The organism is Lutimaribacter pacificus, assembly GCF_900142185.1.
GTDB classification, from domain to species: Bacteria; Pseudomonadota; Alphaproteobacteria; order Rhodobacterales; family Rhodobacteraceae; genus Lutimaribacter; species Lutimaribacter pacificus.
This window is the reverse complement of sequence record NZ_FQZZ01000001.1, coordinates 743,189-763,334: the sequence shown is the minus strand read 5'-3', so window position 1 is coordinate 763,334 and position 20,146 is coordinate 743,189. Positions and strand designations below refer to the sequence as shown.

Annotated in this window: 19 protein-coding genes; 4 read left to right on the top strand and 15 right to left on the bottom strand. The window is 67.4% G+C overall.

What is annotated here, in order from left to right; translation table 11 throughout:
* Nucleotides 1-19: 19 nt before the first annotated feature.
* Complete coding sequence (gene purD / locus F3H87_RS03790; protein WP_149786372.1) at nt 20-1,285, bottom strand: phosphoribosylamine--glycine ligase; 1,266 nt, start codon at nt 1,283-1,285, stop codon at nt 20-22.
* A gap of 71 nt (nt 1,286-1,356) precedes the next feature.
* Between purD and xseA the strand changes: the two genes are divergently transcribed.
* On the top strand, nt 1,357-2,910 hold the full coding sequence (xseA, locus tag F3H87_RS03785) for an exodeoxyribonuclease VII large subunit (protein ID WP_149786373.1): 1,554 nt from the start codon (nt 1,357-1,359) through the stop codon (nt 2,908-2,910).
* A 13-nt stretch (nt 2,911-2,923) separates the two neighbouring features.
* Here xseA and gatB read toward each other — a convergent pair whose 3' ends face one another.
* From gatB to F3H87_RS21755, 3 genes are all read right to left on the bottom strand, one after another.
* Nucleotides 2,924-4,435: an Asp-tRNA(Asn)/Glu-tRNA(Gln) amidotransferase subunit GatB gene (gene gatB / locus F3H87_RS03780; RefSeq protein WP_149786374.1), complete on the bottom strand. Its 1,512-nt coding sequence runs from the start codon at nt 4,433-4,435 to the stop codon at nt 2,924-2,926.
* A gap of 72 nt (nt 4,436-4,507) precedes the next feature.
* Nucleotides 4,508-5,788, bottom strand: a complete 1,281-nt coding sequence (locus F3H87_RS03775; protein WP_149786375.1) for a hypothetical protein — start codon at nt 5,786-5,788, stop codon at nt 4,508-4,510.
* Nucleotides 5,785-5,937 (bottom strand): hypothetical protein, encoded by a 153-nt coding sequence (locus tag F3H87_RS21755; protein ID WP_188129124.1) that lies wholly within the window; start codon nt 5,935-5,937, stop codon nt 5,785-5,787. The genes F3H87_RS03775 and F3H87_RS21755 overlap by 4 nt, the downstream gene beginning before the upstream one ends.
* Here F3H87_RS21755 and F3H87_RS03770 point away from each other — a divergent pair.
* Nucleotides 5,936-6,574: a transglycosylase SLT domain-containing protein gene (locus F3H87_RS03770; RefSeq protein ID WP_149786376.1), complete on the top strand. Its 639-nt coding sequence runs from the start codon at nt 5,936-5,938 to the stop codon at nt 6,572-6,574. The two genes, F3H87_RS21755 and F3H87_RS03770, sit on opposite strands and share 2 nt — an antisense overlap.
* On the opposite strand, the gene F3H87_RS03765 is transcribed toward F3H87_RS03770, so the two are convergent.
* From F3H87_RS03765 to rpiA, 10 genes are all read right to left on the bottom strand, one after another.
* Nucleotides 6,526-6,822 carry a DUF6525 family protein gene (locus tag F3H87_RS03765; protein WP_223227953.1) on the bottom strand — a complete coding sequence of 99 codons (297 nt, stop codon included), beginning with the start codon at nt 6,820-6,822 and terminating at the stop codon, nt 6,526-6,528. The genes F3H87_RS03770 and F3H87_RS03765 overlap by 49 nt on opposite strands.
* Nucleotides 6,819-8,030 carry a GTP-binding protein gene (locus tag F3H87_RS03760; protein WP_149786377.1) on the bottom strand — a complete coding sequence of 404 codons (1,212 nt, stop codon included), beginning with the start codon at nt 8,028-8,030 and terminating at the stop codon, nt 6,819-6,821. The genes F3H87_RS03765 and F3H87_RS03760 overlap by 4 nt, the downstream gene beginning before the upstream one ends.
* A gap of 117 nt (nt 8,031-8,147) precedes the next feature.
* Entirely contained in the window at nt 8,148-9,575 is a 1,428-nt protein-coding gene (locus tag F3H87_RS03755; RefSeq protein WP_149787104.1) for a Do family serine endopeptidase, read from the bottom strand.
* A gap of 188 nt (nt 9,576-9,763) precedes the next feature.
* A complete protein-coding gene (locus tag F3H87_RS03750; protein ID WP_149786378.1) occupies nt 9,764-9,961 on the bottom strand; it encodes a DUF2065 domain-containing protein in 198 nt (65 codons plus the stop codon).
* Nucleotides 9,958-10,998, bottom strand: coding sequence for a protease modulator HflC (hflC, locus tag F3H87_RS03745; RefSeq protein ID WP_149786379.1), 1,041 nt, complete (start codon nt 10,996-10,998; stop codon nt 9,958-9,960). Before hflC ends, F3H87_RS03750 begins: the two co-directional genes overlap by 4 nt.
* Nucleotides 10,998-12,146: an FtsH protease activity modulator HflK gene (hflK, locus tag F3H87_RS03740; RefSeq protein WP_149786380.1), complete on the bottom strand. Its 1,149-nt coding sequence runs from the start codon at nt 12,144-12,146 to the stop codon at nt 10,998-11,000. Before hflK ends, hflC begins: the two co-directional genes overlap by 1 nt.
* 69 nt (nt 12,147-12,215) lie before the next feature.
* Entirely contained in the window at nt 12,216-13,571 is a 1,356-nt protein-coding gene (gene gor, locus F3H87_RS03735; protein WP_149786381.1) for a glutathione-disulfide reductase, read from the bottom strand.
* Between the two features lie 118 nt (nt 13,572-13,689).
* On the bottom strand, nt 13,690-14,034 hold the full coding sequence (locus tag F3H87_RS03730) for an aldehyde dehydrogenase (RefSeq protein ID WP_149786382.1): 345 nt from the start codon (nt 14,032-14,034) through the stop codon (nt 13,690-13,692).
* A gap of 5 nt (nt 14,035-14,039) precedes the next feature.
* Nucleotides 14,040-15,275, bottom strand: a complete 1,236-nt coding sequence (locus F3H87_RS03725) for a sulfite oxidase (RefSeq protein ID WP_149786383.1) — start codon at nt 15,273-15,275, stop codon at nt 14,040-14,042.
* Between the two features lie 85 nt (nt 15,276-15,360).
* Nucleotides 15,361-16,149: a ribose-5-phosphate isomerase RpiA gene (gene rpiA, locus F3H87_RS03720; RefSeq protein WP_149786384.1), complete on the bottom strand. Its 789-nt coding sequence runs from the start codon at nt 16,147-16,149 to the stop codon at nt 15,361-15,363.
* Between the two features lie 378 nt (nt 16,150-16,527).
* On the opposite strand from rpiA, the gene F3H87_RS03715 reads away from it, so the two are divergent.
* Complete coding sequence (locus tag F3H87_RS03715; protein ID WP_149786385.1) at nt 16,528-17,901, top strand: L-serine ammonia-lyase; 1,374 nt, start codon at nt 16,528-16,530, stop codon at nt 17,899-17,901.
* A 95-nt stretch (nt 17,902-17,996) separates the two neighbouring features.
* Here F3H87_RS03715 and F3H87_RS03710 read toward each other — a convergent pair whose 3' ends face one another.
* Nucleotides 17,997-18,584 carry a riboflavin synthase gene (locus F3H87_RS03710; protein ID WP_149786386.1) on the bottom strand — a complete coding sequence of 196 codons (588 nt, stop codon included), beginning with the start codon at nt 18,582-18,584 and terminating at the stop codon, nt 17,997-17,999.
* Between the two features lie 139 nt (nt 18,585-18,723).
* Between F3H87_RS03710 and F3H87_RS03705 the strand changes: the two genes are divergently transcribed.
* Nucleotides 18,724-20,016, top strand: coding sequence for a capsule biosynthesis protein (locus F3H87_RS03705; protein ID WP_149786387.1), 1,293 nt, complete (start codon nt 18,724-18,726; stop codon nt 20,014-20,016).
* The last annotated feature ends 130 nt before the right edge of the window (nt 20,017-20,146 follow it).

Below are 20,146 nucleotides of genomic sequence, written 5' to 3'. Positions count from 1 at the left end.
CCTTTGGTTGTTTTTCGTTCTATTTCAACGCGCGCCAGCCGATGTCGCGGCGGCAGAATCCTTCGGGCCAGTCGATTGCATCGACCATCTCGTAGACCCGCGTCGCGGCCTCCTGCAGGGTCGCGCCGCGCGCCGTCACGTTCAGGACGCGCCCGCCGCTGGCCACGATCTGCCCGTCCTTTTCCGACGTGCCAGCATGGAACACGATGCGGCTGCTGGTTTCCGGCAGGGCGTTGAGCCCGCGAATGGCGCTGCCCTTCTCATAGGTGCCGGGATAGCCCTTGGCCGCCATGACCACCGTCATCGCGTGATCGTCGGCCCAGTTCACGCGGGCCTGATCCAGCCGCCCCTCGGCCGCGGCCTGCATCAGGTCCAGCGTCTGCGCGCCCAGCCGCATCATCAGCACCTGGCATTCCGGGTCGCCGAAGCGCACGTTGTATTCCACCAATCGCGGCTGGCCATCCTTGATCATCAGCCCGGCATAAAGCACCCCCTGGTAAGGCGTGCCGCGCCGGGCCATTTCGGCGACCGTGGGCTTGATAATCTCATCCATCGCCTTTTGCGCGATGGCATCGGTCAGCACCGGCGCGGGCGAATAGGCGCCCATGCCGCCGGTATTGGGGCCGGTATCGCCCTCGCCCACGCGCTTGTGGTCCTGCGCGGTGCCGATGGGCAGCACGTTCCTGCCGTCGCACAGGATGAAATAGGACGCCTCTTCGCCCTCCATGAATTCCTCGATCACCACCTCGGCGCCGGCCGCGCCGAATTCGCCGCCGAACATGTCGTCGACCGCTTCCAGCGCCTGATCCACGGTTTCGGCCACGATCACGCCCTTGCCCGCGGCCAGCCCGTCGGCCTTGACCACGATGGGCGCGCCCTGCCGGCGGATGTAATCGCGCGCCGCCCCGGCATCGGTGAAATGCGCGTAACCGGCGGTGGGCGCCCCGGCGGCATCGCAGATTTCCTTGGTATAGCTTTTCGAGGCTTCCAGCCGCGCCGCCTCTTTCGAGGGGCCGAAAACCAGCAGCCCGGCATCGCGCAACCGGTCGGCCACGCCCGCGGCCAGCGGCGCCTCGGGGCCGACGATGACGAAATCGATTGCCTCGGCCTCGCAGAAATTCACCACCTCGGCGCCGTCCTCGATATCGAGGCTGGCGCATTCCGCCATCTTCGCGATCCCGGCATTGCCCGGTGCGACCACCAGCCGGTCGCATTTGGGGTTCTGCAGCACGGCCCAGGCCAGGGCGTGTTCGCGGCCACCGCCACCGAGGATCAGGATATTCATGGCGCTCTCCGTCTTGGCCTTGTCTGCGCGGCGTTCTAAGCTGGCCCGAAGGCAGAGGCAAGCGAGGCGAGATGTCCGACCTGATCGACGACCCCCTTCCCGGCATGAACGAGCCCGAATTCTCGGTCACCGAGATTTCGAACGCGATCAAGCGCGTGATCGAGGGCGAGTTCGCCCATGTCCGCATCCGTGGCGAGGTGGGCCGCGTCAGCCGCCCGCGATCCGGCCATATCTACCTTGACCTGAAGGACGACAAATCGGTTCTGAACGGCGTGATCTGGAAGGGCGTCGCCGCGCGCCTGTCGGTCCAGCCCGAGGAAGGGATGGAGGTGGTGGCCACCGGCCGCATGACCACCTTCGGCGGGCAGTCGCGCTATCAGATCGTGATCGAGGATATCAAGCCCGCCGGCATGGGCGCGCTGATGGCGATGCTGGAAAAGCGCAAGAAGGCGCTCGAGGCCGAGGGGCTGTTCGCGCCGGAGCGCAAGAAACCGCTACCCTACCTGCCCGAGATCATCGGCGTCGTCACCTCGCCCTCGGGGGCGGTGATCCGCGACATCCTGCACCGGCTGCGCGACCGCTTTCCGCGCAAGGTGCTGATCTGGCCCGTGGCCGTGCAGGGCGAGCGCTGCGCCCCCGAGGTCGCCCGCGCGATCGCCGGGTTCAACGCGCTGACGCCGGGCGGCGCGCTGCCCCAGCCCGACCTGCTGATCGTGGCACGCGGCGGCGGCAGCATCGAGGATCTGTGGGGCTTCAACGAGGAAATCGTGGCCCGCGCGGCGGCGGCCTCGGATATCCCGCTGATTTCCGCCGTGGGGCACGAAACCGACACCACGCTGATCGACTATGTGTCCGACAAGCGCGCGCCGACACCCACGGCGGCGGCGGAACTGGCGGTGCCGGTGCGGCTGGAACTGCTGGCCTGGGCCGACAACCAGGGCGCGCGGCTGTCGCGCGCGCTGACGCAGGCGGTCGGGCTGCGCGGCCAGCGCCTGCGCGACCTGTCGCGCGCCCTGCCCCAGCCCGACACGTTGCTGGACGGCCCGCGCCAGCGGCTCGACCGCGCCGCCGACAGGCTGCCGCTGGCGCTGACCGGCATGGTGCAGCGCCGCCGCGTGCAATTGTCCGAGGTATCGGGCAGCCTGCGCCCGTCGCTTTTGTCGCGGCAACTGGCCGAACAACAGCGCCGCCTTGCCGCCAGTGCCCCACGTCTGGCCGGCGGGCTGTCCGCCGCGGTCGAGCGCAAGCGCGAGGCGCTGGGGCGGCGCACCGACCGGCTGAGCATCGCGCCGATCCGGCGCAACGCCGCGCTGCAACGCGACCGGCTGGCCGACCTGTCGCGCCGCCTGTCCAAGGCCGGGCAGGCGCAGACCGACGACTGGCGCAAGCAGATCGACGCGCTGGACCGGCTGCGCGAAACGCTGGGCTACAAGGCGACGCTGGGGCGTGGTTATGCGGTGGTGCGCGGCGACGGGGCGGTGGTGACGACCGCCAAGGCCGCGCAAACCGCGCAGGTGCTGGAAATCGAATTCGCCGATGGGCGCATGACAGCGGGCGGCGGCAAACCCGCCAGGCCCGCGCCGAAACCGAAGGACAAGCCGCCCGGACAGGGCAGCCTGTTCTGATCCTGTCAGGCGGTCACAGCCCCAGTTTCTGCTGGACGATGTCGTTCACGGCCTTGGGGTTGGCCTTGCCGCCGGTGGCCTTCATCACCTGCCCCACGAACCAGCCCGCCAGTTTCGGGTTGGCCTGCGCCTTTTCGACCTGCGCGGGGTTCTCGGCGATGATCTGGTCGACCGCCGCCTCGATGGCGCCGGTGTCGGTCACCTGTTTCATGCCGCGTGTCTCGACGATTTCCGCCGGGTCGCCGCCCTCGGTATAGACGATCTCGAACAGGTCCTTGGCGATCTTGCCCGAGATATCGCCCCTGGCGATCAGGTCGATGATGCCGCCCAGTTGCGCGGGCGAAACCGGGCTGGCGGTGATGTCGGCGTCGTCCTTTTTCAGCCGGCCGAACAGCTCGTTGATGACCCAGTTGGCCGCCATCTTGCCATCGCGGCCCCCGGCCACCTTTTCGAAGTAATCGGCATTGGCAACCTCGGCGGTCAGCACGCCCGCGTCGTATTCGCTCAGCCCCAGTTCGGTGACGAACCGCGCCTTTTTCGCATCCGGCAGTTCCGGCAGGCTGGCCGCGATCTCGTCCACCCATGCCTGCTCGATCTCCAGCGGCAGCAGGTCGGGATCGGGGAAATAGCGGTAATCATGCGCCTCTTCCTTGGAGCGCATCGAGCGTGTTTCGCCCTTGTCGGGATCGTAAAGCCGGGTTTCCTGCACGATCTCGCCGCCCGCTTCCAGGATCGCGATCTGGCGGCGGGCCTCGTAGTCGATGGCCTGCTGGATAAACCGCATCGAGTTCATGTTCTTGATCTCGCAGCGCGTGCCCAGATGGCTGAAATCCTGTGTGTCCTGATAGCGTTCGTAAGCGCCCGGGCGGCAGACCGACACGTTCACGTCGGCGCGCAGGTTGCCGTTCTGCATGTTGCCGTCGCAGGTGCCGAGATAGCGCAGGATCTGGCGCAGCTTGGTGACATAGGCGGCGGCCTCTTCCGGGCCGCGGATATCGGGGCGGCTGACGATCTCCATCAGCGCGACGCCGGTGCGGTTCAGGTCCACGAAGGACATGTTCGGGTCCATGTCGTGGATAGACTTGCCCGCGTCCTGTTCCAGGTGGATGCGTTCGATCCGCACCAGTCGCGCGACGCCCGGGCCCATATCGACCAGTATCTCGCCCTCGCCCACGATAGGATGGTAAAGCTGGCTGATCTGGTAGCCCTGCGGCAGGTCGGGGTAAAAGTAGTTCTTGCGGTCGAAGGCCGACCACAGGTTGATCGCGGCCTTCAGCCCCAGCCCGGTGCGCACCGCCTGCGCCACGCAGAATTCGTTGATCACCGGCAGCATTCCCGGCATCGCTGCGTCCACGAAGGACACGTTGGAATTGGGTTCGGCCCCGAAGGTGGTCGAGGCGCCGGAAAACAGCTTGGCGTTCGACGCGACCTGCGCGTGCACCTCCATGCCGATCACCAGTTCCCAATCGTGCTTGGCCCCGGCGATCACCTTGGGTTTCGGCGTCTCGTAAGTCAGGTCGAGCATGGGTTGCGCCCCCTTGTTTGCAACGATCGCCGCGGTTCTAGGACAGCGCCGCGACCGGGGCAAGGGCCAAGGCTAGCCGTCCGCCGGCTCCAGGTGCGGGCCGGTGCGGTCGAACACCACCCGCTTGCCCCGGCGCAGTTCGGCGTCGAAATGCCGCCCGATCCGCGCCAGCGCGCAGTCATGGCCCAGCCGCGCCACCTCGTCCCGGGGCAGCGAGCCGCCGCCATGCTGCGTGCCCTTCGCGGCCACGCCCCAGACCAGCGGGTGCAGCTCGGTCAGGTGATCGCGCAGGATCCAGTCCAGCGCCCCGCGCAGATCGCGCAGCGCCGCGGCGATGTCCGGCCGGTCATAGCGCGGCTGCTGCAGCGTCACCGCGCAGAACGCCGCCATCTGGTTGGCGTAATGCTGATCGCCCCGCCGGGTCAGGATATCGCGCATCCCGTCCAGGAAGAACGGAACCTCGAGATGCCGGAAGGCGCCGGGATCGACCGACAGCGCATCGAGATAGACCCAGGTATAGGCCCCCGCCCCCCAGACATCGCCGGTGCGCGCCGCGCTGCGCCGCGCCTCAAGCTCGAGCTGTTCGTAGGAGCCGAACCAGCGCGGCAGCAGGTGGTTGCCAAGCCCGCGCATGTGGCGCGGGTTGCCGGGGTCGAGGTCGATCAGATCCTCGTAATCGTCGGCCACGCGGGTCTTGGGCGCCGGGGTCGCGGCCAGCAGCGCGCAGCGCATCGCCGCCAGCGCCGGGCTGTCCTCGGCAAAGGCGTCGAAGCTGTCGAGGATATCCCCCGCGCGGTCGAAATGGGTGTGAAACGCCTCCCAGTGCTTTTCCGGCACTTCCGAGATCCAGCCCTGCCCGCGCCACGCCCAGCCGATATCGACATGGGCCTGCGCCACCACCAGCGCGACGCCGTAATCGCCGGGATGCTCTTTCAGCACCTCCTCGAACGCGGCCATCCCCTCGCGCGGGGCATGGGCGGACATCAGGCCGGGATCGGACAACGCCGTTTCCACCGGCAGCACCACGTCCGAACGCGCGCCATAGCTCAGCAGGTCGGCCAGCGCGGTGCCGCCCGGCGTGCTGTGGCGCGCGCGGTCGTGTCGGCGGATTTCCGCGCCCAGGACGTCCCACATCTCCTGTCGCGCCATGAAGCAGCCGCGCGCGCGCAGCCGGGCGCCCTCGCTCTCCTCCACGGTGTCGTCGCGGACCGGGATCGACAGGCCCCGCGCATAACGCCTGGCCAGGCTTTCATCGCTTGTTTTTCCCCAATATCCCAGTCCCGGCAGCTTTTTCGGCAACGCCTTGAGGCGGGTTCCGATGCGGGCAATGGGGAATCTGAGCGAGTCGGTCATGACAATCCTGAGGCGAAGACTGAAGGCAGGAAAGCCTGCGTTTCGGGCGCAATCGTGGCACCCTCGTGGAGTTTGCTGGAAAAAGCGCGGCAGAAAGCAGAACCGGCGATATTGCGCCGGTCGCGCGGCCGGGGCAGGATCGCCGCCATGCGGTTTTCAAGCCTTCTGTTCCTGATGCTTTTCCCGGTGATGGCGCTGGCCCAGCCGATCGGCGATCTGCCGCGCCCGCCCGCGCGCGACGGCGATCTTCCCCGCACCCGGTGGGAGCACCGGAGCGATTCGCCGATCTGGACGCGGGCGGCGCTCTCGGCGCTCAGGGGGCACGGCGCGGCGCTGACCCGCACGGTGCCGCGCGACATCGCCGACTGGTGCCCCGCCTACACCGATGCCGACGCCGCCCGGCGCGCGCAGTTCTGGGTCGGGTTTCTGTCGGCACTGGCCAAATACGAAAGCACGTGGAAACCGGCGGCGGTGGGCGGCGGCGGGCAATGGTTCGGGCTGTTGCAGATCCTGCCCTCAACCGCGCGCGGCTATGGCTGCCGGGCGCATAACGGCGAGGCGCTGAAACACGGCCCCGCCAACCTGAGCTGTGCGCTGCGCATCATGGCGGTGACGGTGCCGCGCGACCGCGCCATCGCCCTGCAGGAGGGGCGCTGGCGCGGCGTGGCCGCCGACTGGGGGCCGATGCGGTCCTCGGCCAAACGGGACGAAATGGCGCGCTGGCTGCGCGCGCAGAGCTATTGCAAGCCGCTGTCGGCCACCCGCCCCCGGCTGCGGCCGTTCTGATCCGCGCCGGGCACGGCGCCCGCAAGGGTCTGCGCCTCGATCAGCGACAATCGCGCGATGGCGCGGCCTGCATCGCCGCAGCGCCGCAGCTCACGCTCGTATATGCGCCGGGCCGATCGCGGGCTCCATGGCAGCGCCGCCTGCGCCAGCCAGCGCCGGAGCGGGCCGGGCAGCCGGTCGAATTCCCGCATCGGGGCGCAGGCGCGGGCGCGGCGGCGCAGGCCGGTCCGCCCGAGGTTGCCGCTCATGCGGCTGGCCGGCGCCAGGCGGGAAACGGATCGGGCAGATCGGCCCAGGCCGGGTCCAGCCCGCCCTCGTCCACCGGCATCAGGCAATCGTCCAGCGCCGCGGTGATCGCCGCCTTGTCCAGCCCCGCGCCGATGAACACCAGTTCCTGCCGCCGGTCGCCCCAGGGCTCGGCCCAGTGCTGGGTCAGGTAGGCCCGCGCCTGCGGCGCATCGGGCCATCGGTCGCGCGGAACGCTGGCCCACCAGGTGCCCAGCGGCGCGACCGAGCTGAGCGCGCCCGCCAGGCTGAACCCGGCCACCCAGTCCGGGCGGCTGGCGATCCAGAAATGGCCCTTGGCGCGGATCACCCCCGGCAGCGGGCCGTTCAGCACCCGGAAAATGCGCGCCGGATCGAACGGCGCCCGCGCGCGATAGGTGAAATGGCTGACGCCGTATTCCTCGGTTTCGGGGATATGGTCGGCGAACCCGTAAAGCTCTTTCGCCCACATCGGGTGATCGTGCGCGCGGTCGAAATCGAACAGCCCGGTGCCCAGGATATCCGACGGCGCGACCCGCCCGAAATCGGTTTCGATCAGCCGCGCATCGGGGTTGAGCGCGCGAACGATCTTGCGCGCGGCGTCGCGCTTGTGCGGGTCGGCCACCGAGACCTTGTTCAGCACCACCACGTCGGCAAACTCGATCTGGTCGGTCAGCAGGTGCACCAGCGTGCGCTCGTCGCCCTCGCCCGCGACCTCGCCCCGGTCGGCAAGGAAATCGTGGCTGGCAAAATCGCCCAGCAGGTTCGCCGCGTCGACCACCGTCACCATCGTATCCAGCCGTGCCACGTCCGACAGGCTGTCCCCCGCCTCGTCGCGGAACTCGAAGGTGGTGGCCACCGGCAGCGGCTCGGATATGCCGCTCGATTCGATCAGCAGGTGGTCGAACCGGCCCTGCTCGGCCAGCGCGCGCACCTCGGTCAGCAGGTCCTCGCGCAGGGTGCAGCAGATGCAGCCGTTCGACATCTCGACCAGGGTTTCGTCGGTGTGGCTCAGCTCCGTGCCGGCCCGCAAGAGATCGGCGTCGATATTGATCTCGGACATGTCGTTGACGATCACCGCGACGCGCAGCCCGGCGCGGTTGTTCAGGATATCGGTCAAGAGCGTGGTTTTCCCCGCGCCGAGAAACCCCGAAAGGACGGTGACGGGCAAGCGGGTGTCGGGATGTATCATGATGGCCTCCTTCTATATGTAATGTTATTACATCACATACTACTGGACAGACAAGCGGCACATCACGAAAAAAGGGCGCCGCAAGGGGCGCCCTTTCGATTGGCCTTGTGGTCCGGCTCAGTCGTCCAGCGACAGGGCGACGAAGCGCGGATCGCCTGCCCGGCGCACCAGCAGCAGCAGCGACCGGCGCCCGGCATCCTTCGCGGCATCCACCCGGTCCTGCAGGTCGCTGACGCTTTCCAGCTTTTCCTGCCCGGCCTCGGTGATGACGTCGCCCGCGCGCAGGCCCTTTTCGTAGGCCTCGGTGCTTTCGTCCACGTCCATCACCACCAGCCCCGACACCTGCGCGCCAAGGTCCAGCTCGTCGCGCAGCGCGTCGGTCACCGGCGCCAGCGTCAGGCCCAGCATCTCGACCCTGGCGGGTTCCTCGGGGTCGGCCGGCTGTGCGGCGGGCATGGCGCCCTCGGCCTCTTCGCGGCGGCCCAGCGTCACCCGCAGCGTCTCGGTCTGGCCGTCGCGCAGCACCACCACGCGCACCGTCTTGCCGATCTCGGTGCTGCCGACCTTGCGCACCAGCCTGCGGGTGTCCTCGACATCGGTGCCGTCGAAGCTCAGGATCACGTCGCCCTGCAGGATGCCCGCATCCTTTGCCGGCCCGTCGGGCACGTCGGTCACCATCGCGCCGCGCGCGGTGTCCAGCCCCTCGATCGCGTCGACCATGTCGGGTGTCACGTCCTGGATGCGCACGCCCAGCCAGCCGCGGCGCGTCTCGCCGTATTGCTGCAACTGGTCCACCACCCGCGTCACCACGTTCGACGCCATCGAGAACCCGATCCCGATCGAGCCGCCATTGGGGCTGAGGATCGCGGTGTTCACGCCGATCACCTCGCCCTCCATGTTGAAGAGCGGCCCGCCCGAGTTGCCCCGGTTGATCGCGGCGTCGGTCTGGATGTAATCGTCGTATGAACCACGCAGCGCCCGGTTGCGGGCCGAGACGATCCCGGCCGAGACCGAAAAGCCCTGCCCCAGCGGGTTGCCCATCGCCATCACCCAGTCGCCCACGCGCATCGTGTCGCTGTTGCCGAAGCTGACATATTTCAACGGCTGGTCGGTGGTGACCTTCAGCAGCGCGATATCGGTATTGGGATCGGTGCCCACCACCTCGGCGGGCAGTTCGGTCGGCGGCTGGCCGTCGCCGGGAAAGAACTCGATCAGGATTTCGTCGGCGCTTTCGATCACGTGATTGTTCGTGACGATATAGCCGTCCTCCGAGATCACGAAGCCCGAGCCCAGCGCCGAGGTCCGGCGCGGCCGGTCGCCATCGCCCTGGCGATCCCGGAACTCGCGAAAGAAATCCTCGAACGGGCTGCCCTCGGGGACGATCGGGTTGGGCCCGCCGCGCGCGGCGACCATGGTCGAGGTGGTGATGTTCACCACCGCCGGGCTGACCTTGTCGGCCAGGTCGGCAAAGCTTTCGGGTATCCGCGCCTGCGCTGCAAGGGCTTGCGCCAGCATCAGCAGCACGGCCAGCAGCGTCAGCCACATGGCACGGAGCGGCGCGGCGAAACTGCGTTGATTGTGTGAAAGGACTTGCGTGGTCACGCCAGTATCTCCTCTGGGTTACCTGTTTCCATTGCGATCACTTTCCATGTAGGGCGGCAAAGTTGCAACACAAAGGGCTGTCGCATGGCGTCAAACCCGCGTGACAGGCCGTGACGCCCGCGTGAGCCCGCCTATGCGCCCAGCGCCCTGGCCACCCAGACCAGCACCACGCCCAGCGCGATCGCCAGCAGCCCGACATGGCGCCGTGTCGCCTCGGGCAGCATCCGCAGCATTTCCAGCATCTGCTCGACAAGCGAAGGGGCCAGCGCATAGGCCAGCCCCTCGACGATCAGAACCAGCCCGAGGGCCAGAAACACGGTTTCGATCATTGCGTTTCTTCGTCCGGCGCGCTGCGCTGCTGGATTTCCTCGTTGCTGCGCTCGATCTGCTCGCGCGCCTCTTCGGGCAGGTCATCGGACACCTTGCTTTGCGGTGCCAGCTCGCGCAGCTCCTCGGGGCTGAGCGTGCCCGCCTCTTCGGCCAGCAGGCCGTCGGCGCGCACCGCGTCGAACATCGCCGAGATGAAATCGCTGCCCGGCGTCAGGACGACGGTCGAGGTCGCGCTGTTCAGGCTGCGTTCGAACGCGGACAGCGAGCGGTAGAACTTGAAGAACTCGGGGTTCCCGCCAAAGGCCTGCGCGAAGATCCGGTTGCGTTCGGCATCGGCCTCACCGCGGCGTATCTCGGCCTCGCGTTCTGCCTGGCTGACGGTTTCCACCACGGTCCGGTCGGCGGCGGCGCGCACGCGCTGCGCGGCCTCGTTACCGCGGGCAATCTCGTCGGCGGCCTCGCGTTCACGCTCGGCACGCATCCGGGCGAATGTCGCCTCGAGGTTCTGCTGCGGCAGGTTGGTCTGCTTCAGCCGCACGTCCACCACCTCGAGCCCCAGGCTTTCGGCGGCCGCGCGGGCCTGCGCGCGGATACGCACGGCCAGGTCGCGGCGCTGGTCCGACAGGATCGTGTCCGACGTCACCTGGTCGGCGCCCAGAACCTCACGGATCTGCGCGTTCAGGATCGACGACAGCCGGTCCTCGGCGGCGCGGATGCCACCCACGCCCACGGCCTGCCGGAACTGCACGACATCGCGGATGCGATAGCGCGCGAAGGCGTCGACCACCAGCCGGCGGTCGTCCGAGGGCGTCACCTCGATCGTGTCGGTATCGAGCGACAGGATGCGGTCGTCGTATTTCACGACCTCCTGGATCAGCGGGATCTTGAAGCCGAGGCCGGGGGATTCCCGCACCTGCTTGATCTGGCCGAATTGCAGGACAAGCGCCTTTTCACGCTCGTCCACGATGAACAGCGACGAAAAGGCGACGGCGATCAGCACCACGATCGCCGGAAGAATGAAAGCGGATTTGCGCATCAGTTCGACCCTCCGGTGGTGTTGCCGCGACGCAGCTCGTTCAGCGGCAGGTAGGGCACGACGCCGCTGCCGCCCTCGCCGGTTTCGTTGTCGAGCAGGATCTTGTCGACACTGCCCAGCGTGCGCTCCATCGCCTCAAGGTACAGGCGGCGCTGCGTCACTTCGGGCGCGGCGTTGAATTCCTGCGCCACGGCGACGAAGCGGCTGGCCTCACCGATGGCCTCGTTGACGACGCGGGCGCGATAGCCCTCGGCCTCTTCGAGGATCTGCGCGCTTTGACCGCGCGCCTCGGCCAGCACCCGGTTGGCATAGGCGTCGGCCTGACGCTGCAGCCTGTCACGTTCCTGCTCGGCGGCCTGCACCTCGCGGAAGGCGTCGATCACCGCCGAGGGCGGGTCGGCCTTGTCGAGGTTCACCCGCACGATGTTGATGCCGCTTTCGTATTCGTCCAGCGTCTCCTGGATGTTCTGCAGCGCGGTATCGGCGATCAGGCCCCGGTCGCGGTTCAGGATCGGCGCCAGGTTGGTGGCGGCGATGATCTCGCGCATGACCGATTCCGACACCGCCTGAACGGTCAGCTGCGGGTCGCGGATGTTGAACAGCAGCTTGGCCGGATCGCTGATGTTCCACACCACCTGGAAATCGATGTCCACGATATTGGCGTCGGTGGTCAGCATCAGCCCGTCATTGTTGTTGCCACGGCGCAGGCCGATATTCTCGGTCCGCTCCGAGGTGACGTTGACCACCTCGTAGGTGACCAGCGGCCAGGGTGCGAAATTCAGACCCGGATTGCCGATCGAGGAATAGGCACCCAGGAACAGCTCCACCGACTGTTCCTCGGGTTTGACGGTGTAAAAGCTGGAAAACGCCCAGAGCGCCACGGCGGCCAGCCCGCCGATCACCCAGGTGCCGCGGCCGAAATTCGGCCCGCCCTGCCCGCCGCCCGAGCCGTCGCCGCCACCGCCGCGCCCGCCCATCAGCACGCGCAGCTGTTCCTGGCCTTTCTTCATCAGCTCGTCGATTTCGGGGATCTGGGGCCCACCGTCTTCGGGGCGGCGTCCGCCACCCCCGTTCTGCCCGCGGCGGCCATCATCGCCGCCGCCCCTGTTTCCGCCGCCGCCCCATGGGCCGCCAGAATGTCCAGCCATCTACCTGAGTTCCCCTTTGTGGTGGTATTCTTTACTGTTGCTCATAACCTGTGCAGTCCGCGCCGGATTTCAAGCGGTTCGGACCGGCTCGCGCATGGTGACGATTTCCTCGGACATGGTCGGGTGCACCGCCACGGTGCGGTCGAAATCCTCCTTGGTGGCGCCCATCCTGACCGCGATCCCGGCCAGCTGGATCATTTCCCCCGCGCCGGGTGCAACGATATGGCAGCCCAGAACGCGCCGCGTATCGGCGCAGACCACCAGCTTCATCAGCACGCGCTGCGCCCGCCCGGCAAAGGATTCGCGCATCGGTTTGAACGAGGTGGCATAGACCTCGATCGGCCCTTGATCGCGCGCCTCTTCCTCGCTCAGCCCCACGGTGCCCATCTCGGGCTGGGTAAAGATCGCGGTCGGGACCAGCGCGTGATCCACCGGCGTCGGGTTACCGTTGAACACGGTCTCGACAAAGGCCATGCCCTCGCGGATCGCCACCGGCGTCAGGTTCATCCGGTCGGTCACGTCCCCAACCGCATAGATTGAGGGGATGCTGGTCTGGCTGTATTCGTCCACCAGCACCTCGCCGTTGCGGCCCAGCTTAACGCCAAGATCCTCCAGCCCCATGCCGGCGGTGTTGGGGCGGCGCCCGGTGGCGAACATCACCTTGTCGAAATGACGCTCGGTGCCGTTGGTGGCCTTGACCCGGATCTTGCCGCCATCCTCGGCCATCTCGAGGATGTTGGTGCCCAGGTGCAGGTCGATACCGTTCTGCTGCATTTCCTCGGCCACAAGACCGCGCGCTTCCTCGTCGAAACCGCGCAGGATCTGCGCACCGCGATAATATTGCGTCACCTTCACGCCCAGCCCGTTCAGGATGCAGGCGAATTCGCAGGCGATATAGCCGCCGCCGAGGATCAGCATGGTCTCGGGCAGTTCGTCGAGGTGAAACACCTCGTTCGAGGTGATGCCCAGGTCGGCGCCCTTTATCTCGGGCAGCACCGGCCAGCCGCCCATCGCCAGCAGGATATGCTTTGCCGTCTTCCGGCTGCCATCGGACAGCTCGACCGTGTGCGCATCGGCCAGCCTTGCCCGCGCGTCGAAGGTTTCCACGCCGTTATTGCCAAGGATGTTGCGATAAACGCCTTCAAGCCGGTCCAGCTCGGCATGCAGCTTCGAGCGGAACGCATCCCAGCAGAAGTCGCCGATCTGCGCATCCCAGCCATAGGCCTTGGCATCCTCGACATGGCCGGGATATTCGCTGGCAAAGACCATCAGCTTCTTGGGCACACACCCACGCTGCACGCAGGTGCCGCCATACCGGTCCTCTTCGGCCAGCGCGACCTTTGCCCCGGCCTGTGCCGCCACCCGCGCGGCGCGCACCCCGCCCGAGCCGCCGCCGATGACGAATAGATCGTAGTCGAAACTCATCTGCCATCCCTCGATTGCACCGGGAACGGGTATTTCACAAGGCAAGGCCGATGACCAGAGAGGAGGCGGGTAAACTTGGCGCCGCAACCCGCCCGGGCCGGCCGGTCACATCCGGCGCTCAGCGCGGGAAATGCGGCCGGTCGGTATTGTAGTGTTCGGACAGGTAATCGAGGATGATCTCGCGGTCCTCTTCGGGGATCGGCGCCATCCCCTGCTTTTCGACCATCCACTGAAACAGGTCCTCCCAGCCCTTGCGGGTCTGCCCCTGCTGCGCCACCAGCATCTCGGAATGGCAGCTTGCGCAATAGGCATAGGTCACGTCGGCGCCTTCCGCCGGGTAGAGCGCGCCGACATCCCCGACATCCGCCGCGGTGTCGTCATGCGCGCCCTCGTCCTGTGCGGAGGCTATCCATGGCAGGGCGGCGGCCAGCGCCGCCACCGCGAGCCGTCCTTTCCAGCCCATGCCGATCACGCCGACCCCGCCTGCAACGCCACCTTGTGGAACGAGTTGTTGAGATACCCCTTGGGGTTCCACCCGATCGCAAAGGGCTGCATGACCCCTTCGCTGTCGGTCGCCCGCGCCCAGATCTCGTAATAACCGGCCTGCGGCACGGTGACGGTCGTGCGCCAGTTCTGCCAGGCACCGTCGTTCAGCGGTTCGTCCAGCTCGGCCTGCTGCCAGCTTTCGCCGTAATCCGACGACACCTCCATCCGCTGCACGGTGCGGTCGCCGGCCCAGGCATGACCGCGCACCTCGAACTCGGTGCCGACATCGGCACCGTCCTGCGGGTGGGTGATCAGCGATTTCACCGGCATCGCGTGGATGGTCTCGAAATCCTCCAGCGGCACCTCGGTTCCCGGCGCGACCGGGTAGCGCGGCACGCTGTAGGACGGCGCCTCCATCTTGGTGCCGTCATGCTTGTGATCCAGCAGTTCGATCCGCGTCAGCCATTTCTGCGAACACGAGCCCGGCCAGCCCGGCACCACCAGCCGCAGCGGCGCGCCGTTCAGCGGGTGCAGCGCTTCGCCGTTCATCTCGAACGCGATAAGCACGTTGTCGGTCATCGCCTTCTCGATCGGCAGCCCCCGCGACAACGGCGACCGGTCCGGGTCGCCCGACAGGTGCATGTCGGCGCCGTAATGGCCGGTATAGACCACGCCATCCTGAACGCCTGCCGCCTCGAGCACGTCACGCAGGCGCACCCCCGTCCATTCCGAACACGCGACCGCGCCATAGGTCCACTGGTTGCCCGATGCCGGCGGATCGAAAAACGCCCGCCCGTTGCCGCCGCATTCCAGCGCCAGCGCCATCGTCACGACCTCGAAATTCTCGCGCAGATCGTCGATGCTCATCTCCACCGGCTGATCCACCAGCCCGTCGACCGTCAGGGTCCAGCCCTCGGCCGCGGTATCGTCGGGCACGATCCCGTTGTTGCGCACGAAATGCCTGTTGGTCGGCGTGATCGGGCCATCCAGCAGATGCGCCGGCGTCTGGGCATTGATCGGCCGGTCGTTCAGAACCTCCAGCCTGTCCTTGCCGTCCAGCCCGTCGCCCTGCGACAACGCGCGGGTCGCGGTCATCTGAAGCGGCACGCCAAGCCCCAGCACGCGCCCGGCAAGCCCAAGACCGGACGCCCCGAGAAAGCCACGGCGGCCCGGGTCTTCCGGCAGGTCGCCTGCAGCGGTTATTCCACGATGTTCCATGAGTCCTGTTTCTCCCTGTTGCCAGTCGAAACAGGAGAAACGTTTTCAGCGCCGTTCGGTTCCGAAAAAGCGGCGTGGCCTGCGATCAGTCGTCCAGGTCGGCGAACAGGTTTTCGCTTTCGACGAAATCCAGCCGGTCGGTCTGCACCGTGCCCTCGTTGATGTCGCGGGTTTCCACGCGCCCGTCGCCATAGCCCACGATCACCACGTCGCAGATGTCGATGAACAGCCCGTTCTCGACAACGCCCGGCACCTGGTTCAGCACCATCGACAACTGCCGCGCATTGCCGATCCGGTTGAGATGCAGATCGAGGATATGGTTCCCCTCGTCGGTGACGAAAGGCGCGTCGCCGTTCATCCGCAGCGTCACGTTGCGCCCCAGCACGTCCATCGAGATCAGCATTTCCTCGACCAGTGCCCTGGTGGTCTGCCAGCCGAAGGGGATCACCTCGACCGGCAGCGGGAAGGCGCCCAGCGTCTCGACCTCCTTGCCGATATCGGCGATCACGATCATCTGGTCGCTGGCGGTGGCGACGATCTTTTCCTGCAGCAGCGCGCCGCCGCCGCCCTTGATCAGGTTCAGCTCGCCGTCGAACTCGTCGGCGCCGTCGATCGTCAGGTCCAGCCAGCGCGCCTCGTCCAGGCTGATGACCTCGATGCCCATCTCGCGCGCCAGCGCCGCGGTGCGCGTCGATGTGGGCACGCCGCGGATCTTCAGCCCGTCCTCGCGCACCATCTCGCCCAGGCAGCGCACCATCCAGGCCGCGGTGCTGCCGGTGCCCAGCCCCACGCGCATCCCGTCCTCGACGAAATCCACCGCGCGTTTCGCGGCGACGAACTTGGCCTTGTCGATGGGTGACAGTTCTCCGGTCATGGCGGCCCCCTGAATCTGGATCAGGGGCCTTATAGGTGAGATGCCCGGCACAGGCGAGGGGCAATTTCGGGGTCGCGCGCCCCGCCCGGCGCGGCACCCGCTATCGCAGCGCGACCTGCTGCGCCGGCGCCGGCCCGGCAAGGGGGATGCCCGTCACGGCAATTGCCCCCTGTCCGATCAGAAGGATCAGCAGAAAAAGGTTCCAGCGCATCGGGTATCTCCGGCAGTCGGCAGTGTTCGCACTTTGTTTCAAATCTTTCCTAACGCCCGGTTAATCCCGGCACGATGGCGGTAGCGCGGGGCAATCCGTCGCTTTCACGCTGGCCCCGGCGCCGTCCTTGCACCATCCTCGGCCAGACTGCGCGAAAGGCTCTGACGATGTTCCTGTCGGTTCTCGATCTCTTCAAGGTGGGCGTCGGCCCGTCCTCGTCGCACACGATGGGGCCGATGGTGGCGGCGGCGCGGTTCCTCGACGCGCTGCGCGCCGCGCCCTTCACCGCGCACGGGCTGCGCGGCTCGCTGCATGGCAGCCTGGCCTTCACCGGGGTGGGCCATGCCACCGACCGCGCCACCATCCTCGGGCTGGCGGGGTTCTCGCCCGACAGCTACGACGCGGATGCCGCCGAGGACACGCTGGCGCAGATTCGCGCCACCGCCCGGATCGAGGCGCCGGGCCTCGGGCCGTTGCATTTCGATCCCGAAACCGACCTGGTCTTCGATTACGGCCCCGCCCTGCCCGGCCATGCCAACGGCATGATCCTGATGGCCACCGACGCGCAGGGCGACGTGATCCTGCGCGAAACCTATTACTCCATCGGCGGCGGCTTCGTCATGACCGGGGCGGAACTGGCCGCCGGCAAGGATACCGATGACGGCCCGCCGGTGCCCTACCCGTTCAAATCCGCGGCCGAGATGCTGGCCATGGCCGCCAGCTCGGGCAAGACCGTGGCGCAGATGAAGCGCGCCAACGAGGTCAGCCGCATCGGCGCCGACCGGCTGGATCGCGGCATCGCCCGCATCTGGGAGGTCATGAACGACTGTATCGAGCGCGGGCTGGCCCATGACGGCACCCTGCCCGGCGGGCTGAACGTGCGCCGCCGGGCAAAGGCGATCCACGAAAAGCTGCTGGCCGAACGCGGCATGAACCTGACCGCGCCCCATGTCATCAACGACTGGATGAGCACCTACGCCATGGCCGTGAACGAGGAAAACGCCGCCGGCGGCCAGGTCGTCACCGCCCCCACCAACGGCGCGGCGGGCGTGGTGCCCGCGGTCATCCGCTACTGGCTCGATCACGTGCCGGGCGCCAGCGCCGCGCGGCTGGACGAATTCCTGCTGACCGCCGCCGCCATCGGCGGTTTGGTGAAATACAACGCCTCGATCTCGGGCGCCGAGGCCGGGTGCCAGGCCGAGGTCGGCAGCGCCTCGGCGATGGCCGCGGCGGGGCTCTGTGCCGTGCTGGGCGGCACACCGGAACAGATCGAAAACGCGGCGGAAATCGCGCTGGAACACCACCTCGGCATGACCTGCGACCCGGTCAAAGGGCTGGTGCAGGTGCCCTGCATCGAACGCAACGGCCTGGGCGCGATCAAGGCGGTCTCGGCCGCCTCGCTCGCGCTGCGCGGCGACGGGCAGCATTTCGTCCCGCTGGACGCGGCCATCGAAACCATGCGCCAGGTCGGCGCCGACATGCACGAGAAATACAAGGAAACCTCGCTCGGCGGGCTGGCGGTCAACATCCCCAATTGCTGATGGCCCGCTGTTTCCTCTCTCTGGAAATATTCCGGGGAGTTTGAGGGGCAGCGCCCCTCAACCCGCCGCCGCTCGGCGGCGATAGTCGGCAGATGTCAGGAAAATTCGGCCAGCCGCGCGACATAGCGCGCCAGCGTGTCGATCTCCAGGTTGATCCGGTCGCCCACGGCCACATCGCCCCAGGTCGTGACCTCCTTGGTGTGGGGGATGATATTCACCCCGAAATCGCAGCCATCGACCTCGTTCACCGTCAGCGAGGTGCCGTTCAGCGCCACCGACCCTTTCGGCGCGATGAACCGCGCCAGCGCCCCGGGCGCGCGGAAGGTCAGGCGCGTGCTGTCGCCCTCGTCGCGGATATCCACCAGTTCGGCCACGCCGTCCACATGGCCCGACACGATATGCCCGCCCAGTTCGTCACCCACCTTGAGCGCGCGCTCCAGGTTCACCCGCCGCCCCTCGGCCCAGTCGCCGATGGCGGTTTTCGACACGCTTTCGGCGCTGATATCCACGTCGAACCAGCCCGGTCCCTTTTCGACCACCGTCAGGCACACCCCGTCGCAGGCGATCGAGGCGCCCAGGTCGGTACGGGCCATGTCATAGCGCGTTTCGATCCGCGCCCGCAGGTCGCCGCGCCGCTCCAGCCTTGCGATGCGTCCGATATCGGTGATGATGCCCGTGAACATGGTCAGCCTCCCAAAGGTGATGCCCCTGACCTAGCCGCGCGCGGCGGCCAAGGCAAGCGGCTGTCGATTTCGCCTTATTATTGCCGGAACTCCGCGCTATGACAGCAGGTGTGAGAGTGTAAGAGTACGGGTAACGACAATGACCGCAACAGCGCCGGACAGCCGGGTGTTCCTGTTCCTGCAGGGGCCGCACGGCCCGTTTTTCCATCGCCTTGGCAAGATGCTGCGCCTGACCGGGGCCGAGGTCTGGCGCGTGGGCTTCAACGCGGGCGACCGGGCGTTCTGGTTCGATGCCGGCAGCTACATCCCCTATCGCGGCGACGCCGCCGACTGGCCCGCACGCTTCGACGCGCTGGTGGCGGAAAAGCGGGTGACGGATATCGTGCTCTACGGCGACACCCGCTTTATCCATGCCGAGGCGATCGCCCGCGCCCGCGCATCCGGCCTGACCGTCCATGTCTTCGAGGAAGGGTACCTGCGGCCCTTTTGGGTCACCTACGAACGCAACGGATCGAACGGGCATTCGCGGCTGATGGGGATGAGCGTCGCGGCAATGCGCCAGGCGCTGGCGCAATCCGACATGGACACGCCGGTGCCCCCCGCCCATTGGGGCGACATGCGCCACCACATCCTTTACGGCGCGCTCTACCACTGGTTCGTGATGTTTCGGAACGGCGGCTATCGCAATTTCCGCCCCCATCGCGCGCTGCCGGTGACCAAGGAATTCCAGCTTTACCTGCGCCGGTTGCTGCTGATGCCCGCCCACAGCCTGGAACGGCGCATCGCCACGCGGCGCATCCGCAACGGCGGCTTTCCCTATCACCTGGCGCTGTTGCAACTGGAACATGACAGCTCGTTCCGTATGCATTCGCCGTTTTCCACGATGACCGAGTTTCTCGACCCTGTGATCCGCGGTTTCGCCGAGGGCGCGCCCGGCCACCATCACCTTGTCATCAAGGCCCACCCGCTCGAAGACGGGCGGGTGCCGCTGCGCGCCGAAATCCGTCGGCTGGCGGCAGGGGCCGGTGTCGCCGGCCGCGTGCATTACGTGCGCGGCGGCAAGCTGGCCGAGCTTCTGAACGAGGCGCGTTCGGCGGTGACGGTGAACTCTACCGCCGCCCAGCAGGTGCTGTGGCGCGGCATCCCGCTCAAGGTCTTTGGCAAGGCGGTCTATGCCAAGCCGGAATTCGTCTGCACGCAACCGCTGGACCGGTTCTTCGCCCAGCCGAAACGCCCGGATCGCAAGGCCTATGGCGATTACCGGCGCTACCTTCTGGAAACCAGCCAGGTGCCCGGCGGGTTCTACTCGGCGCGCGGGCGGCGGCAGCTTTTGCGCCATGTGGTCGACATGATGCTGGCCGCCGAAGACCCGTATGACGCGCTGAAATCCGGCACGGCCGCACCGCGCCAGCAGCTTCGCGTGGTGACCTGACCGCCGAATACACGCATGACGTGCGATTGGCGCGGCGCGACCGCCTTGCAACACACCGCGCACCCCGCGCCTCACGACATGCGCGGCGCTGGATTTTTTGCAAGGCATGGGATAGGCTTGCCGAAAAATA